The sequence below is a fragment of the Thiohalospira halophila DSM 15071 genome, assembly GCF_900112605.1.
GTDB classification, from domain to species: domain Bacteria; phylum Pseudomonadota; class Gammaproteobacteria; order Thiohalospirales; family Thiohalospiraceae; genus Thiohalospira; species Thiohalospira halophila.
Window position 1 is genome coordinate 637,846 of record NZ_FOMJ01000001.1, and the last position, 16,964, is coordinate 654,809.

Annotated in this window: 10 protein-coding genes and 2 tRNA genes; 8 read left to right on the forward strand and 4 right to left on the reverse strand. The window is 71.9% G+C overall.

What is annotated here, in order from left to right:
- Positions 1-37: 37 nt before the first annotated feature.
- The 3 genes from BM272_RS03125 to BM272_RS03135 are packed head-to-tail and all read right to left on the reverse strand — an operon-like array spanning position 38 to position 5,040.
- Positions 38-3,280 carry an efflux RND transporter permease subunit gene (locus tag BM272_RS03125; protein ID WP_093427267.1) on the reverse strand — a complete coding sequence of 1,081 codons (3,243 nt, stop codon included), beginning with the start codon at positions 3,278-3,280 and terminating at the stop codon, positions 38-40.
- Between the two features lie 27 nt (positions 3,281-3,307).
- Positions 3,308-3,658, reverse strand: a complete 351-nt coding sequence (locus BM272_RS03130; RefSeq protein ID WP_093427268.1) for an efflux RND transporter periplasmic adaptor subunit — start codon at positions 3,656-3,658, stop codon at positions 3,308-3,310.
- Positions 3,658-5,040 carry a TolC family protein gene (locus BM272_RS03135; RefSeq protein WP_093427269.1) on the reverse strand — a complete coding sequence of 461 codons (1,383 nt, stop codon included), beginning with the start codon at positions 5,038-5,040 and terminating at the stop codon, positions 3,658-3,660. Before BM272_RS03135 ends, BM272_RS03130 begins: the two co-directional genes overlap by 1 nt.
- Before the next feature lie 127 nt (positions 5,041-5,167).
- Between BM272_RS03135 and BM272_RS03140 the strand changes: the two genes are divergently transcribed.
- The 7 genes from BM272_RS03140 (at position 5,168) to BM272_RS03170 (ending at position 15,800) form a co-directional block, all read left to right on the forward strand.
- Positions 5,168-5,244: transfer RNA gene (locus tag BM272_RS03140), tRNA-Pro, on the forward strand.
- A 48-nt stretch (positions 5,245-5,292) separates the two neighbouring features.
- Positions 5,293-5,604, forward strand: a complete 312-nt coding sequence (locus tag BM272_RS03145) for a GIY-YIG nuclease family protein (RefSeq protein ID WP_093427270.1) — start codon at positions 5,293-5,295, stop codon at positions 5,602-5,604.
- Positions 5,605-5,694: 90 nt separating this feature from the next.
- Positions 5,695-5,946, forward strand: a complete 252-nt coding sequence (locus tag BM272_RS03150) for a hypothetical protein (protein WP_093427271.1) — start codon at positions 5,695-5,697, stop codon at positions 5,944-5,946.
- Positions 5,947-5,982: 36 nt separating this feature from the next.
- Positions 5,983-9,480, forward strand: a complete 3,498-nt coding sequence (recC, locus tag BM272_RS03155; protein ID WP_093427272.1) for an exodeoxyribonuclease V subunit gamma — start codon at positions 5,983-5,985, stop codon at positions 9,478-9,480.
- Complete coding sequence (recB, locus tag BM272_RS03160; protein WP_093427273.1) at positions 9,477-13,139, forward strand: exodeoxyribonuclease V subunit beta; 3,663 nt, start codon at positions 9,477-9,479, stop codon at positions 13,137-13,139. The genes recC and recB overlap by 4 nt, the downstream gene beginning before the upstream one ends.
- A complete protein-coding gene (gene recD, locus BM272_RS03165; protein WP_093427274.1) occupies positions 13,136-15,118 on the forward strand; it encodes an exodeoxyribonuclease V subunit alpha in 1,983 nt (660 codons plus the stop codon). Before recB ends, recD begins: the two co-directional genes overlap by 4 nt.
- A gap of 100 nt (positions 15,119-15,218) precedes the next feature.
- Positions 15,219-15,800 (forward strand): beta-class carbonic anhydrase, encoded by a 582-nt coding sequence (locus BM272_RS03170; RefSeq protein ID WP_093427275.1) that lies wholly within the window; start codon positions 15,219-15,221, stop codon positions 15,798-15,800.
- A 4-nt stretch (positions 15,801-15,804) separates the two neighbouring features.
- Here the strand turns inward: BM272_RS03170 and BM272_RS03175 are convergent, their stop codons facing one another.
- Positions 15,805-16,758: a sigma-54 interaction domain-containing protein gene (locus BM272_RS03175; RefSeq protein WP_093427276.1), complete on the reverse strand. Its 954-nt coding sequence runs from the start codon at positions 16,756-16,758 to the stop codon at positions 15,805-15,807.
- Between the two features lie 125 nt (positions 16,759-16,883).
- Here BM272_RS03175 and BM272_RS03180 point away from each other — a divergent pair.
- Positions 16,884-16,959, forward strand: a tRNA-Lys gene (locus BM272_RS03180).
- The last annotated feature ends 5 nt before the right edge of the window (positions 16,960-16,964 follow it).

Below are 16,964 nucleotides of genomic sequence, written 5' to 3' on the forward strand. Positions count from 1 at the left end.
GGGAGCGGGCCCGTCGACCTACCGGCCGGTTACCGGATTACGCCGGCGTCTCGCCGCGGCGCTCGGCCTTGCGCTGCAGGTGCCGCTCGTACAGGTAGTAGAGCAGCGGGATGACGAACAGCGTCAGCGCCGTGGAGGCGAAGACCCCGAACATCAGCGAGATGGCCAGGCCGCCGAAGACCGGGTCCGTCAGGATCACCGACGTGGCGATGATGAGCGCCAGGGCGGTGAGCATGATGGGCCGCAGCCGCGCGATGCCGGCATGGAGCACGGCGTCGAACAGACCCTCACCGGCCCGCCGGTTGTCCAGGATGAAGTCGATGAGCAACAGGGAGTTGCGCACCACGATCCCGGCCAGCGCGATGACGCCGATCATGGAGGTGGCGGTGAAGTGCTGCCCCATGGCCCAGTGGCCCGGGAAGACCCCGACCATGGTCAGCGGGATCGCCCCCATGACGATGATCGGCACCATGAAGGAGCCGTAGTAGCCCACCAGCACCAGGTAGATGAGGATGATCGCCACGGCAAAGGCCGAACCCAGGTCGCGGAAGACGTCCAGGGTCAGGCGCATCTCCCCGTCCCAGCGGATGCTGTAGCCGGTGGTATCCGGCGCCGCCATGAAGTACTGGTCGAGCTTCACGCCGCTGGGCAGGGCGTTGTTGCGCAGGTAGTCCCACATCTTCAGCACGGCGTAGACCTGGCTGGTGGAACCCAGCTCCCCGGTGACGTAGGCCACCGGCCGCTGGTTGCGGTGCTGGATGGGCTTGGGCGTCGGCTGCTCCTCGATGGTCGCGATCTCGGTGAGCGGGATCTGCCGGCCCTGCTCGTTGGTGAAGAAGATGTCCTCGAGATCGTCCACGTCCACCCGCGCCTCGGTGGGGATCTGGACGTGGATCGGCACCGGCTCCTGGGCGGTATCCATGTGGATGGTGCCGATGTCACGACCGTCCAGGAAGGCGTGCAGGGTCTGCGCCACCTCCGCCGGCATGATCCCGGCCAGGGCCGCCTTCTCCCGGTTCACCCGGATATCGTACTCCCGGGTATCGGCGCTCACCGAGGTGTCGATGTCCACCACGTCGTTGGTCTTCTCGAAGACCTCCGTGCGCAGCTCCCGGGCGATCTCGCGGACCTTGTCGTAGTCGGGGCCGTAGACCTCGGCGAGGATGGTCGCCCGCACCGGCGGCCCCGGCGGGTCCTCCACCAGCTTGATGTTGGCATCGAAGCGCTCGCCGATGGCGTCGAGCTTGGGCCGCAGATTGCGCACGATCTCGATGGAGGAGATGTCGCGGTGGTGCTTGTTGGTGAGATTCACCCGCACCGCGCCGACATGCTCGCCCTCCTTGAGGCTGTTGCCCCGGAGCAGGCCGTTGAAGTCCACCACGCCGGACATGCCCACCGTGGGCTCGTAGCTGGTCACCTCCGGGTGCTCGCGCAGGACGTCGCCCACGCGCCGGGCCACCCGGTCGGTCCGCTCCAGGGCGGTGCCCTCCGGCATGTCGATGGTGACGTTGAAGGTATTGGTGTTGTTCTTGGGCAGCATCATGAACTTCACCTTGTCGAAGGCCGGCATGGCCATGACACCCACCATCAGGCCGATGACGATGAGGAAGAACAGGATGCGCGCCCAGATGGAGCGGAGGATGGGCCGCATGATCACGGCGTAGAGCTTCTCCAGGATCCCCCGCTTGTGCTCCTCGATGCTCTCGTGGCCGCCACCCCCGGCCTTGAGGAAGCGGTAGGCGAGGTAGGGGGCCACGGTGTAGGCGATGGCCAGGGAGACGATCATCGCCGTGGGCACGAAGAAGGGGATGGGCGCCATGTACGGCCCCATCATGCCGGTCACCCAGAACATCGGCACCAGCGCCAGGGCCACGGTGAAGGTGGCGACGTTGGTGGGCTTGCCGATCTCGTTCACCGCGTCGATGGCGGTCTCCAGGTAGTCCTTCACCTTGCCGCTGTAGTGGCGGTAGATGTTCTCGATGACGACGATGGAGTCGTCCACCAGCAGCCCCAGCGCCAGGATGAGGGCGAAGAGCGTGATCCGGTTGATGGTCTGGCCCATGGCGTAGCCGATGGCCAGGGTCAGGAAGAGGATGAGCGGGATGGTGATGGTCACGATCCCGGCGGCCCGCCAGCCCAGGAAGAGGATGAGCAGGACCACCACACTGCCGATGGCGATGCCCAGGTGCTCGATGAGGAAGTTCACCGCCTGGTTGGCCTTGGCGCCGTCGTTGCGCGTGACGTCCACCCGGACATCCTCCGGGATGACGCTGCCCTGGATCTCGTCCAGCCGCTGGAGCACCCGCTCGGCGACGAAGACCGCGTTGGCCTCCGGCTTCTTGGCGATGGCCATGCGCACCGCCGGGATCTCCAGGTTCTCCGGCCGCTCGCCGGTGTAGGCGGCGCCGTAGCCGATACGGGTGACGTGGTTCAGGTCACCGGCGCCGTCGGTCACGGTGGCGACGTCCTTGAGGAAGACCGGACGGTGGCGCTCCAGCGCCACCACCACATCGCCCACCGCGTCGGCATCCTCCAGCATGCCGCCGGCACGCACCGGGAAGGTGGTGCCGTCCCGAGTAAGCTGGCCGGAGGGGATGTCGATGTTGGTCGCCTCCAGCACCTGGGAGATCTTGAGCAGGGTGACGTTGTATTCGCGCATGGCCTCCAGGTCGAGGTCCACGTTGATGGTGCGCGAACGCCCGCCGTGCACGTAGGAGGCCGAGGCCCCCTCCACCCGGCGCAGGTGCTCGATGGCATCCAGACCGATCTGGCGCAGCTCCAGATCGTTGCGCTCCTCGGAGGCCAGAGAGACCTTCATGATGGGAACGTCGTCCACGTCCACCCGCTGGATCACCGGCTCGTTGGTCCCCGGCGGCATCTGGTCCATGTTGGACATGATCCGGTCATACAGCTTGACCAGGGACGCCTCCTTGTCCTCGCCCACGTTGAAGCGGACGGTGACCACGCCCATGGAATCCCGCGCCACCGCATAGGTGTCGTCGATCCCCGGCATGCCCTGGAGGATGGACTCCAGCGGCTTGACCACCAGTTCCTCCACCTCTTCCGGCGAGGCCCCCGGCTTGGAGACGACCACGTTGGCCGCCGGGACCACGATCTGCGGGTTCTCCTCCCGCGGCGTGAAGTTCAGCGCGAAGATCCCCACCAGGAAGGAGAAGAGGATGATCAGCAGGGTGAGCTTGTTATCGATGAAGGCGCGGGCGATGGAACCGGCGATATTGGGCCGGATCCCCTCGTCGCTGCCGTGGTTCGGTTCGGCCATGACGTTCGGTCTCCTCTAGCGGGCCTGCTACTGCCGGATGGGGGTCCCGTCGACGACCTCTTCCAGGTCGCCCACTACCAGCGTCTCGTCGCCATCGAGACCCGACAGGACCTCGCGATAGCGGCCACGATCCTTGCCGGGCTCCACCAGCCGCGCCCGGGCCTTGCCCTCCTCGAGCACGAAGACGTGGGGCATGTCCCAGCGCTGGACGATGGCCGTTTCGGGCACCCGCACGCGGCCATCGCGCACCTGGGTCTCGGTCACCGACTGTTCCACGGCCTCGCGCTGGGCGAAGGGCGTGGGCTCGCCGGCCTCGTGGACGCAGCCGGCCAGCAGGAGGCCGGCCAGGGCGGTCATGAACAGGGAACTCGCACGCATCACGGCATCTCCCCCGTAACGGATTGGTTTTCCTCCAGGAGGCGACCCTGGGCCGCCGACAGTTGCAGCAGGCCGGCCTGCAGGGCGTGGCGGGCACTCAGCACCTCGTTGCGCGCCTTCACCAGCCGCCCCTCGGCCTGGAGGACGTCGATGAGGATGGTCCGGCCCTGGCCGTAGCGGCGGTCCACCTGGGTGACGTTCTCCCGCGCCCGCTCCACGGTGCCGCGGCTGTTCTGCAGCCGCTCGCGCGCCAGCTCGATATCGTCCACCGCCTGGCGGACCTCGTTGCGGATGGCCCGTTCACGATCTGCGATCTCGGCGCGGACCCGCTCGGTGCGCTGGCGCGCCGCCGCCGCCTTGCTGCTGGCGGTGCCGCCATCCCAGAGCTGATAGCGCACCTGGGCCATGGCGCGCCAGGCGGTGTTGTCGTAGGCGGAGTTCTCGCCGTAGGTGTTACCGGAGGCGACGAGGTTCACCTGCGGGCCGTAGGCGGCCTCCTCCATGTCCACCCGGGCGCGCTGGGCCGCCTGCTGGGCCCGCAGGGACTGGAGGTCCCGGCGGCTGGCCAGCGCCTCGGCCTGGAGGGTCTCGAGGCCGGCGAGCTCCGGCATCTCGTCCACCGGCGGCAGCTCCGCCACCTCCAGGGGCTCGTCGCGATCCAGGCCCATGGCCAGCCGCAGCCGGTTGCGCGCCTGGCGCACCCGCTGCCGCGCCTGGTCGCGGTTGGCCTCCATCTCGTTGAGATTGACCTCGGCGGTGAGCTGGTCGGACTCGACGATGCGGCCGTCCCGGACCAGCCGGCGGGTGGTCTCGGCGTGGTCCCGGGCGGCCGCCACCGCATCCTCGGCGATGGCCAGACCGCGCTCGGCGGCCTGGACAGCGAGGTAGGCGCGCCGGGTTTGGTAGGCGATGACCTCCCGGGCGCGCAGGTGGCCGAGCTCCGCCGCCTCCCGGGCCGACTCGGCCCCCTGGACCCCCGCGCTCACCCGGCCCCCGGTGTAGAGGGGATAGCGCACCTCCACGCCGGTGGACATGAGGAAGCTGGGATCGGGATTGTTGAGCTCATCCGGGTCGAAGTCCCCGAAATCCATCGCGGCCATGTCGGCCTCGATGTTCCCCGCCTGGAGCTTGTGGGAGAAGGCGTCCAACGGATTGTTGCTGGCGCTGCCGCTGGCGGTGAGCGCCACCTGCGCCGACCCCGCCGAGCGCGCTGCCTCCAGGTCCGCCTCCGCCGCACCGATGGAGGCCTGGCTGGCATCCAGCCGCGGATTGTGGCTCAGGGCGTGATCCACGGCCGCCTCGCGGTCGAAGAAGGCCGCCCCGGCCGGTGGTGCCAGGGCCAGTGTCGCCGCAGCGGCGATTACCCGCATCCCGTGTCGCATCACTCATGCCCTCCTGGGAATGTTACCAATGCCGCGCATTATAGCGGTGGTGTTTCATTATTCAATAATGTTCTTGAAGATTTTCGCCATCGCCTGGCGGCCTCACCTTGGTTAGAATAGCTGCCATCGGGGCATAGCGCAGTCTGGTAGCGCGCCAGCTTTGGGAGCTGGATGTCGCAGGTTCAAATCCTGCTGCCCCGACCAGCCAATCCCGCGCGGTCGCCACACGGCGCCGCGCCTCCGGCGAAGGCCATGGCCACCGTTCCCGATACCCGCCCCCCTGACCGCGCCTGGTCGGTCTATATCCTGGAACTCACCAGTGGCGCCTGGTACACCGGCATCGCCACCGATGTGGAGGCCCGCTACCGAGCCCACGCGGCCGGTCGCGGCGCCCGCGCCGTGCGGATGGGCGGCGGGCCCCGGCGCCTGCTCTGGCAGCAGGGAGAGCTCAGCCATACCGAGGCGCTGCGCCTGGAGCGCGCCATCAAGGGGCTGCGCCGACCGGAGAAGGCCGCCCTGGTCCGCGGCGAACGGGACTGGCGCGCCCTGCTCCCGGGCACCTGAATATCGGACACCATGCCCCTGTCGGGGGCCCTTGCGCCAACCCCCGCCCACCGGCAGGGTACGTACCACCCTATCCACAGGACCCGAGCCATGACCGAATCCACCCGCATGGAGGCCATCCTCACCGGGGACCTCGACCCCGACGACGTCACCGTGGGCGAGCTCCTGCGCGAGATGGCCACCCTGGACGAGGGCCGCTACACCCTCTCCGCCGAGAACGACGACGGCTCCATCGCCGCCGCCATGGTCCTGCTGGCCGGCGACTACGCCGCCGACTGGCTGGCCGCCCTGGAGGCCGCCGATCCCGATGATCACGACCACGGGGAACCGGCCGGGGAGTAGCAATCCCGGCGGCCAGGGACGAGCGAGAACGACCGCATGGAACAGCCTCCCCACCTGCGACCGGGCTTCATGGTGGTCCACGGCAACCGTATGGAAAGCCTGCGGGATCTCGCCGTGGAGTGGATGCGCCGCTACCCCCTGGGGCCGCTGGAGAACGAGACCATCCTGGTCCAGTCCAACGGCATCGCCCAGTGGCTGCGCCTGGCCCTGGCACGAGAGCCGGACGCCCCGGAGCCGGGGCTGGGCATCGCCGCCGCCCTGGATATCCAGCTCCCCTCACGCTTCCTCTGGTCGGCGTACCGCGCCGTCCTCGGCCCGGAGTCGGTCCCCGCGGACTCCCCCTTCGCCAAGGAGGCGCTGACCTGGCGGCTCATGCGGCTGCTGCCGGACCTCGCGTCCCGGCCGATCTTCGCGCCGCTGGCCGGCTTCCTGGCCGATGATCCCGACGGCCGCAAGCGCCATGAGCTGGCCGGCCGCCTGGCGGACCTCCTGGACCAGTACCAGGTCTACCGCGCCGACTGGCTGGACGCCTGGGCGGCCGGCCACGATAGCCTCCCCGATGCCCATGGCCGGGACCGGACCCTGCCGCCGGATCAGGCCTGGCAGCCGGAACTGTGGCGCGCCCTGCTGGCGGATATTCCGGCGGCGACCGCTCACACCAGCCGCGCCGCCATCCATACCCGCTTCCGCGAGGCGGCGACCGGGCTGGAGGCACGCCCGGCGGGCCTGCCGCGCCGGGTCGTGGTCTTCGGGATCTCCTCCCTGCCCCAGCAGGCCCTGGAGGCGCTGGAGGGGGTGGCGCGGGTGAGTCAGGTGCTGCTCTGCGTCCACAATCCCTGCGAACACTACTGGGCCGATATCGTGGCCGACCGGGACCTGCTGAGGGCCGCCGCCAGCCGCCACCCGCGTCGGCCCGGCATGCCGGTGGAGCTGGACGAGGCGGATCTCCATGCCCACGCCCACCCCCTGCTGGCCGCCTGGGGCAAGCAGGGGCGCGACTACGTCCGCCTACTGGACGAACACGACGACCCGACGAACTACCGCGACCTGGTGGAGGCGCTGCCGCGCCAGCGTATCGACCTGTTCGAGTCTCCCGGCGGGGACTGCCTCCTCCACCAGCTCCAGGACGACATCCGCGACCTGCGCCCGGTGGCCGAGAGCCGCGTGGCCTGGCCGCCGGTCCCGGAGACGGACGATTCCCTGCGCTTCCACGTCTGCCACGGGCCCCAGCGCGAGGTGGAGGCCCTCCACGACCAGCTCCTGGCGCGCTTCGATGCCCAGCCCGACCTGCGCCCGCGGGACATCATCGTCATGGTCCCGGACATCGAGACCTACGCCCCCCACATCCGCGCCGTCTTCGGCCGGCTGTCGACGGAGGACCCGCGCCACATCCCCTTCACCATCTCCGACCAGGGCCAGCGCGGCCGCGCCCCGGTCCTGGTCGCCCTGGAGCAGCTGCTGGAGCTCCCCCGGGCGCGCTCCGGCGTGGGCGAACTCCTGGACCTGCTGGACGTGGCGGCCGTGCGCCAGCGCCTGGGGCTGGAGGCCGGGGACCTCGCCCGGCTCCACCGCTGGGCCGAGGGCGCCGGGGTCCGCTGGGGCCTGGACAGCGAACAGCGCGCCGGCCTGGGCCTGCCCGAGGAGGACCGCAACACCTGGGCCTTCGGTCTGCGCCGCATGCTGCTGGGCTACGCCGTGGGCGACCACGGCCCCTGGAACGGCATCGAACCCTTCGCCGAGGTCGGCGGGCTGGAGGCGGCGGCCGCCGGCCCCCTGGCGGAGCTGGTGGAGCGGCTCCGCCAATGGCGCACCCACCTGTCGCAGCCGCGGAGCCCGGCCGACTGGGGGGAGACCCTGCGCGCCCTGCTGGCCGAATTCCTGGCCCCGGTGGACGAGGATGACCGCCTGACCCTGGTTCAGCTGGAAGAGGCGCTGGCGAGCTGGGAGGGGCGCTGCCAGGAGGCCGGACTGGCCGACGAACTGCCGCTGGCGGTGGTGCGCGAGCACTGGCTGGCCGCGGTGGACGAGGGGGGGCTGGCCCAGCGCTTCCTGGCCGGGGCGGTGAACTTCGCCACCCTGATGCCCATGCGCGCCATCCCCTTCCGGGTGGTCTGCCTCCTGGGCATGGACGATGGCGCCTACCCCCGGACCCCGGTCCCGGCGGACTTCGACCTGATGAACGGCGACTACCGCCCCGGCGACCGCTCCCGGCGCGAGGACGACCGCTACCTCTTCCTGGAGGCGCTGCTCTCCGCCCGGGACCACCTCCATATCAGCTGGGTGGGCCGCAGCATCCGCGACGACAGCGAGCAGCCCCCCTCGGTCCTGGTGGGGCAGCTCCGCGACCACCTGGTCGCCACCCATGAACACGCGGAGGCCGACGACCTCCTCCGGGCCCTGACCGTGGTCCATCCCCTGCAACCCTTCAGCCGCACCCTCTTCCCGGCCGACGGAACCCACCCCCGCTTTACCTACGCCCACGAGTGGGCGCCGACCGAGGCGGCGCCTGCGCCTTCGGAGGAGGCGCCCCTGCCGGCCCCCGCGGAGACCACGATTCCCGTCGGGGAGCTGGTCGCCTTCTGGAAGAATCCCGTACGCGCCCTCTTCCACGGCCGCCTGCGGACCCGCCTGGAGGAGCCGGCCGCCGCCGACGAGGATGTGGAGCCCTTCGGCCTGGACGGGCTGACGGCGTGGCAGCTCCGACGCCAGCTGGTCGCCGCCGGGCTGGAGACGGCGGCGGACGAGGCCGCCCGGGCCGGGGCGCTGGACGAGGGCCTGGAACGGCTCGCCCGCACCGGGGAGCTCCCGGGCGGCTATCCCGGCGCGCTGGCCGCCGATGCGGTGCGCACCGATGCCGAGGGGCTCCTGGCGGTGATCGGCGACTTCACCGCCGAATGCGGCCCACCGGCGGAGGTGCCGCTGGAGATCTCCTGCACCGTCGGCAAGGTAACCGTCAGCGGCTGGCTCCCCGACCTGCGCCACCAGGAGGCCGCGGGGTCCCCGGTACGACTGGCCTGGGATGTCAGCCGCCTGGGGCAGAACAGCCCGCCCTACCGGCGCCTGGATCGGCTGGCGGAGGCCTGGATCACCCACCTGCTGGCCTGCGCCGGCGGCACGCCACTGACCACGCTGTTCTTCTGTCCCGAGGACAAGCCCCGGCGCGGACAGACGCCCATCGCCGCCCTTCGACTCCCGCCCCTGGCGGTCAGCGAGGCCGGCACCCACCTGACGGCGCTGCTGGGGGCCTGGGAAGCGGGTCAGCAGCAGCCCCTGCCGGTGACCGCGCGCACCGCCCTGGCCGCCCTGGAGGCGGAGGAGTCGGAGAAGACCGACCCGGGGAAGGCGGCCCGCCAGGCCTACGAGGGGGATGGCTACCAGAGGCCCGGCGAACGGGACGGCGATCCCCACCTCCGCCGGACCTTCGCCGCCGCCGATGACCTGCTGGGCGAGGCCTTCGACCACTGGCGGGATGCGCTCTACCGACCGCTGGTCCGGACGGTGCGGCCCATCAGCGAGGAGGAGGGCCCCGCATGAGCGAGCAACAGCCGCAGTCCCACGGGGATTCTCCCCTGGACCCCCTCACCTTCCCCCTCCACGGCAGCCGCCTCATCGAGGCCAGCGCCGGGACCGGGAAGACCTGGACCATCGCCGCCCTCTACCTGCGCCTGGTCCTGGGCCACGGCGACGAGAACGGCTTCCGGGAACCCCTGCTGCCACCGCGGATCCTGGTGGTCACCTTCACCATCGCCGCCACCCGCGAACTCCGCGATCGCATCCGCAATCGCCTGGGGGAGGCGGCGACCGCCTTTCGACAGCCGGACCGCGCCGACCCCGACGATGCCGTCCTCGCCGGCCTCCTCGCCGCCTATCCGGAGGCGGACGCACGCGCCCGCTGCGCCCGCCGCCTGGAGGTCGCCGCCGAGTGGATGGACGAAGCGGCCATCCATACCATCCACGCCTTCAGCCAGCGCATGCTGCGCGAACACGCCTTCCACAGCCGCCACCTCTTCCACCAGCGGCTGGAGCCGGACACCAGCGAACGGCTCCTGGAGGCGGTGCGCGACTACTGGCGCAGCCAGGTGGTCCCCCGGCCGGCCGACGAGGCCGAACTGCTCATGACCCACCTGGGCGGGGATCCCGATGCGCTCAAGGCCCGCCTCCGCCCCTGGCTGGAGCTGCCGCTGCCGCCCCCGGACGACGCCAGCCGGGATGCCCGGCTGCGCGAGGGGCTGGCGGCGCTGGAGGCGATGAAGGCCCCCCTGCGCGAGGACTTCGAGGCGGTGGCCGAGAGCTTCCACGCGGCCCTGCCCTCCCTCAACCGGCAGTCCTACAAGAAGCCGGACGACCTGCTCGCCGACCTGCGGGCATGGGCCGACCAGCCGGGACTCCTCACCCCGCCCGGCTACGGGGCGAAGGTCTTCAACCTCCTGAGCGCCGCCGGCATGCGGGCGAAGCTGAAGAAGGGCCATTCCCTGCCCGATGACCTCCACCCGGCCCTGACCGGCCTGGAGGCGGCGGAGCGCCTGCAAAGCGACCCCACTCCCTTCCTGGAACATGCCGCCGCCTGGATCCGGGCGCGCTTCGAGGCCGCCAAGCGGGACCACGCCGAACTCGACTTCGGCGACCTGGTCACCGGCCTGCGCGCCGCCCTGGAGGGGGCCGCCGGCAAGGACCTGGCAGAGACCATCCGGGCGCAGTACCCGGTGGCCCTCATCGACGAGTTTCAGGATACCGATCCGGCGCAGTACGCCGTCTTCGACGCCGTCTACGAGGTCGAGACCGCCCCGGCAGACCGCGGCCTCTTCCTCATCGGTGATCCCAAGCAGGCCATCTACGGCTTCCGCGGCGCCGACATCCACAGCTACCTTGCCGCCCGGCGCGCCACCGCCGGCCGCCACTACACCCTGCCGAAGAACTACCGGGCCACCGAGGCGGCCGTGAAGGCGGTGAACCGGCTCTTCGGCCACGCCGCCGGCCACACCCGCGGCGCCTTCCTCTTCCGCGACGGCGACGATGACCCCGTCCCCTTCCATGCCGTGGACGCCCGAGGGCGCGGCGAGCGCCTCCTGCGCGACGGCGCCCCCGTCCCGGCGCTGACGCTCTGGCACCGTTGGCCGTCGGAGGCCGTCGGCATCGGCGCCTACCGCGACGAGGCGGCGGAGGCCGGGGCCACGGCCATCACCGACCTCCTCCTCGCCGGTCGTGCTGGGGAGGCCGCCTTCTGCGAGGACGACGGCGCCACGCGGCCGGTGGAACCGGCGGACATCGCCGTCCTGGTCCGTGACCGCCAGGAGGCGGAGGCCATCCGCGGCGCCCTGCACGCCCGCGGCGTCGCCTCCGTCTACCTCTCCCTGCAGGACTCGGTCTGGGCCAGCGAGGAGGCCGGCGACCTGCACCTGTGGCTGCGCGCCTGCGCCGAGCCGGAATCCGAGGCCGCCGTGCGCGCCGCCCTGGCCACCCCGACCCTGGGCCGCTCCCTCAACGAGCTGGAACGGCTCACCCGGGACGAGACCGCCTGGGAGCGGACCGTCCTGCGCTTCCACGACTATCGCCGGATCTGGCGCCGCCAGGGGGTGCTGCCACTGCTGCGACGGCTCCTCCACGACGAGGGGGTCCCGGCCCGGCTGCTGGCCGAGGAGAATGGCGAACGGCGGCTGACCAACCTCCTCCACCTGGGCGAGCTCCTGCAGCAGGCCGCCGCCGGGCTGGACGGCGAACACGCGCTGCTCCGCCACCTGGCCGCCGAACGCGAGACGGGAGGCAGCGGCGATGACGGCATCCTCCGCCTGGAGAGCGACGCCGATCGCGTGCGCGTGGTGACCATCCACAAGGCCAAGGGGCTGGAATACCCGCTGGTCTTCCTCCCCTTCGCCAGCGGTTTCAAGCCGCTGGATCGCAGCAAGGCGCCCCTGCGCTACCGGAATGACCAGGGCCAATGGGTCATCGACCCGGACCCCGACGAGGAGGCGGTGGCCCGCGCCGACGACGAGCGCCTGGCCGAGGACCTGCGCCTCTTCTACGTCGCCCTCACCCGGGCACGCCACGCCACCTGGGTCGGCCTGGCGCCGGTGAGGCGCGGCAACAAGAAGGCCAACGACCTCCACCGCACCGCCCCCGGCTACCTCCTCACCGGCGGTACCCCGCTGGAGGCGAGCGATCTCCCCGAGCGGCTGCACACCCTGGCCGGGGATGAACCGGCCCTGGCCGTCTCCCCCTTCCCCGCGCCGGACGACCGGCGCCTGCCCGCCACCGACGAGGCCACGACCCACGGCGAGGCCCGGACCCCCACCCGCTCCCCCGCGGAGCGCTGGTGGATCGCCAGTTATTCCGCCCTGGCGCTGGGCCACGGCGAGTCCTCCCACCGAGCACCGGAGACGGCCACCGCCGGCCTGGTGGACGAGATGGCCGACGAGGCCACGGCCCCCGGGACCGCCGGTGGCGGCCTCCTGGACTTCCCCCGGGGGCCGGAGCCGGGCACCTTCCTCCACGGCCTGCTGGAATGGGCCGCCGGGGAGGGGCTGGCCGCCGTCGCCGCCGACCCGGATTGGCTGGCGACCACCGTGGCCGAGCGCTGCCGCCGCCGGGGCTGGGCCGACCACGCCCCGGCGGTGACCGACTGGCTCCAGCGCCTGCTCACCGAGCCCCTGGCGCTCTCCGGGGGCACCCCCCTGCGCCTGGCGGACCTGGAGCAGTACCAGCCGGAGCTGGAATTCTGGATCGGCGTCCACGACCTCCCGGCCGCCGAGCTGGATGCGGCGGTGCGCACCGCCACCCTGGGGGGCGAGGAGCGCCCGTCGGTGGGGCCGGCCCACCTCAACGGCCTGCTCAAGGGCTTCATCGACCTGGTCTTCGAGCACGAGGGCCGTTACTGGGTGGCCGACTACAAGTCCAACTTCCTGGGCCCGCGCCCGGCGGACTACGCCCCCGACCCCCTCCGCCGGGCGGTACTGGAGCGGCGCTACGAACTCCAGTACACCCTCTACACCCTGGCGCTGCACCGCCAGCTCAAGGCACGGCTGCCGGACTACGACTACGACCGCCACATGGGCGGCGCCGTCTACCTCTTCCTGCGCGGGCTGGATGCCCCCGGCCAGGGGCTGCACTGCGAGCGCCCTCCGCGCGCCCTCATCGAACAGCTGGATGACCGCCTCCGCGGCCCCGGAACGAATCGGAACGGAGGAGGAACGCCGTGACACCCTCCCTGGAGAACCACGCGGCCGTGCTGGACCTCCTGGCCCGCTGGGTGGAGCAGGGCTGGTTGCGCCCCCTGGACCGGGCCCTGGCCGCCTTCCTGGGCCAGCAGTGCCCGGAGGCGGATCCCGTCGCGCTGCTCCTGACCGCTCTGGCCAGCCACCAGGCCGGCCGCGGCCATGTCTGCCTGGACCTGGCCGCCACCGCCGGCGACGCCGACGGTGCCCTGGGCCTCGCTCCCGCCGATAGCCGGCCGGTGACCGACGAGGCCGAGCCGCCCCGACCGGCTGCTTGCCTGCCCACCCGGGTCGCCGACCTCGCCGCCGCCCTGGGCGACTCGCGACTGGCCGGCCCGGGGGCAGGCACCACACCGCTGGTCCTGGAGGGGCCGCCGGAGTCGCCCCGCCTCTATCTCCGCCGCTACCGCCAGGCCGAGGTGGCCATCGCCGAGGCCGTCACCGCGCGCAGCCGGAGCACGGACGAGGCCGCCCCCGGTTCCGGCGCGGATCCGGAACGCCTGCGGCGCTGGCTGGAACCCCTTTTCGGCCCGACTCCGGAGGGTGTGGACTGGCAACGGGTCGCGGCCGCGGTGGCCGCCCGCTCCGCCTTCACCGTGATCACCGGAGGCCCGGGCACCGGCAAGACCACCACCGTGGTCCGGCTGCTGGCGCTGCTGCAGGGGGTCCGCGAGACGCAGCGCCCCCTGCGCATGGCCCTGGCCGCCCCCACGGGCAAGGCCGCCGCCCGCCTGGGCGGCACCGTGGCATCGGCGATCCACGACCTGCACCTGCCCGAGGGGGCCGAGGCGGTCCGCGCGGAGCTGCCCACCACGGTCACCACCCTCCACCGCCTGCTGGGCGGACGGCCGGACAGCCACCGCTTCCGCCACAATGCCGCCAACCCGCTCCCGGTGGACCTGCTGGTGGTGGACGAGGCCTCCATGGTCGACCTGGAGCTCATGGCCGACACCCTGGCCGCCCTGCCCCCCCGCGCAGGGCTGGTGCTGCTGGGGGACAAGGACCAGCTCGCCTCGGTGGAGGCCGGCGCCGTCCTGGGTGAGCTCTGCCATCGCGCCGAGGGCGGCCACTACACCCCGGCCACTACCGCCTGGCTGGAGGCGGCCACCGGCACCCCCATCCCGGCGGAGTACTACGACCCGGCGGGCCGGGCGCTGGATCAGCAGGTGGTCCAGCTCCGCCACAGCCATCGCTTCGGGGCGGAGAGTGGGATCGGCCAGCTGGCCGCCGCGGTCAATCGCGGCGATGCGGCCGGGGCCGGCGCCCTGCTCGCCTCCGGGCTGCCCGACCTGGCCCAGGAGCGCCCGAACGAACCCGACGCCGTCGCGCGTCTGGCCGCCGAGGGCCTTGCTCCGCTCCTGGAGCGGGTGGCGGCGGGGCCCGCCGGGGCGGATGACCCCGCCCGCGAGGCGTGGGCGGAGGCGATCCTGGCCGACCTGGGCCACTTCCAGCTCCTGGCCGCCGTCCGGCAGGGCCCGTGGGGAGTGGAGGCCCTCAATCAGCGGGTGGAGGCCCACCTGAGCGCCCGCGGCCTGCTCGCCCCCGAGGGCGAGTGGTATCCGGGCCGGCCGGTCATCGTCACCCGCAACGACCCCGGGCTGGGGCTGGCCAATGGCGATGTCGGCATCGCCCTGCCCGGCGCGGAGCCGGGAGCGCTGCGGGTCGCCTTCCCCGCGCCGGAGGGCGGTGTGCGCTGGATCAGCCCCGCCCGGCTGGAGGCGGTGGAGACGGTCTTCGCCATGACGGTCCACAAGGCCCAGGGCTCGGAGTTCCGCCACGCGGCCCTGGTCCTGCCGGATCGGGGTTCCCCCGTCCTCACCCGAGAGCTGATCTACACCGCCATCACCCGTGCCGCCGAGCGCTTCACCCTGCTGGAGGGTGGCGGTTCGGGCCTCCTTGCCGCCGCGATCGGGGAACAGGTCCAGCGGACCTCCGGCCTGCGCGAGCGCCTGGGCGAGAAGTAATCGAAGGCGAAGGGCACCGCATCCTTCCCGCGCATTCTCGACTACGCTTGGGGGTGCTTCCTCGCATCAATCATTCCCCGCATCCGGGAGGAGAGTCCCAATGAGCGATAATCAAGATGCCGTCCTGGCGGCCAACGCCGAATACGCCGCCCGCTTCGGCGGCAAGGGCGGCCTTCCCATGCCCCCGGCACGCGGCTTCGCCATCCTCACCTGCATGGATGCCCGCCTGGACCCGGCCCAGTACGCCGGACTGGCCGAGGGGGATGCCCACGTCATCCGCAACGCCGGCGGCCGGGCCAGCGACGACGCCATCCGGTCACTGGTGATCTCGCACAAGCTGCTGGGGACCCAGGAGTGGTTCGTCATCCACCACACCGACTGCGGCATGGAGACCTTCGACGACGCCACCATGGCCGGCCTGCTGGAGAAGAGTCTGGATACCGCCGCCCTGGAGGGGGGCGCCTGGAAGGATGTCGGCAACGGCCCCGGCGCCGTGGACGGCCACTACATCAACTGGCTGACCATCGCCGATCGGGAGGGGAGCATCGTGGAGGATGTTCGCCGGGTCCGGGAACATCCCCTGGTTCCGGGGTACATCCCGATCCACGGCTACCTCTACGACTGCAGCAACGGCCGGCTCACGGAGGTCCCCGCCGCCACCGAGGCCGGCCGGCCCCGCTGACACCTCAGGCGATGGCGTGCTTGCGCAGGCGGTAGAGCAGCGTGTGGCGGCTGATCCCCAGCAGGCGGGCGGCGCGGCTGCGATTGCCCTCGGTCCGCGCCAGGGCCTGACGGATGAGGTCGGCCTCCACATCCTCCAGCCGCACGCCCTCCGCAGGCAGGGCGACGGCTGCATCGGCCCCGGCGGTGGACTCGCCGGCCAGGCCGGCGGGGAGGTTGGACGCATCCACCTCTCGCCCCGGCAGGAGGATGGCAGTGCGCTCGCAGAGGTTGCGCAGCTCGCGGACGTTGCCCGGCCAGCCGTGGTCACGCAGCCGCAGCAGAGCCGCCTTCGTGAACGAGGGCCGCTCCACGCCGTGGCTGTCGGCGAGCTCCACCAGCAGTCGCCGGGCCAGGCCCGGGATGTCGCAGCGGCGCTCGCGCAGGGCCGGGATCTCCAGGGGGACGATGTTCAGGCGGTAGAAGAGGTCGGCGCGGAAGCGACCGGCCGCCACCTCCGCCTCCAGGTCGCGATGGGTCGCCGCCACCACCCGGGCATCCGCCCGGCGCGGCGTCGCCTCCCCCACGGTCTGCACCTCCCCCGTCTCCAGGAAGCGCAGGAGCTTGGCCTGGGCCGACGGCGGCAGCTCCGCCACCTCGTCGAGGAAGAGGGTGCCGCCGCTGGCGGCGCGGATGCGGCCGGGCGCCTCGTCCACGGCGCCGGTAAAGGCCCCGCGCCGATGGCCGAAGAGCTCGGACTCCGCCAGGGAGTCGGGAATGGCGCCGCAGTTCACCGCCACCATCGGGCCGGCAGCCCGCGGACTGGCGGCATGGATGGCCTCGGCCAGCCGCCCCTTGCCGGTGCCGCTCTCCCCCAGCAGCAGGACGGTAACGTCCGACGCCGCCACCAGCGACGCCGACCGCAACACCGTCTGCAGATTGGGGGACTGGGTAGGCAGGGCCTGCTCGAAGACGTCCATGACCGTTCCTCCGGAACCAACTCCCCTCCATGATACCCGCACGGTGTGAACGGACAAGGCCGGCGCCACATCCCGGCCTTGCCCCCTTGCGCAGACCGCGGCGCTCTGGTCTAATACGCGGATTCGGGCCGTTAGCTCAGTTGGCAGAGCAGCTGACTCTTAATCAGCGGGTCGAAGGTTCGAGCCCTTCACGGCCCACCAGAAAT

Excerpts from the sequence above, each read along its gene's own strand:
- BM272_RS03135 (WP_093427269.1), bottom strand. The coding sequence starts at position 5,040 with ATGCGACACGGGATGCGGGTAATCGCCGCTGCGGCGACACTGGCCCTG.
- BM272_RS03170 (WP_093427275.1), top strand. The coding sequence starts at position 15,219 with ATGAGCGATAATCAAGATGCCGTCCTGGCGGCCAACGCCGAATACGCC.
- BM272_RS03125 (WP_093427267.1), bottom strand. The coding sequence starts at position 3,280 with ATGGCCGAACCGAACCACGGCAGCGACGAGGGGATCCGGCCCAATATC.
- BM272_RS03130 (WP_093427268.1), bottom strand. The coding sequence starts at position 3,658 with ATGCGTGCGAGTTCCCTGTTCATGACCGCCCTGGCCGGCCTCCTGCTG.
- BM272_RS03175 (WP_093427276.1), bottom strand. The coding sequence starts at position 16,758 with ATGGACGTCTTCGAGCAGGCCCTGCCTACCCAGTCCCCCAATCTGCAG.
- BM272_RS03150 (WP_093427271.1), top strand. The coding sequence starts at position 5,695 with ATGACCGAATCCACCCGCATGGAGGCCATCCTCACCGGGGACCTCGAC.
- recB (WP_093427273.1), top strand. The coding sequence starts at position 9,477 with ATGAGCGAGCAACAGCCGCAGTCCCACGGGGATTCTCCCCTGGACCCC.
- recC (WP_093427272.1), top strand. The coding sequence starts at position 5,983 with ATGGAACAGCCTCCCCACCTGCGACCGGGCTTCATGGTGGTCCACGGC.
- BM272_RS03145 (WP_093427270.1), top strand. The coding sequence starts at position 5,293 with ATGGCCACCGTTCCCGATACCCGCCCCCCTGACCGCGCCTGGTCGGTC.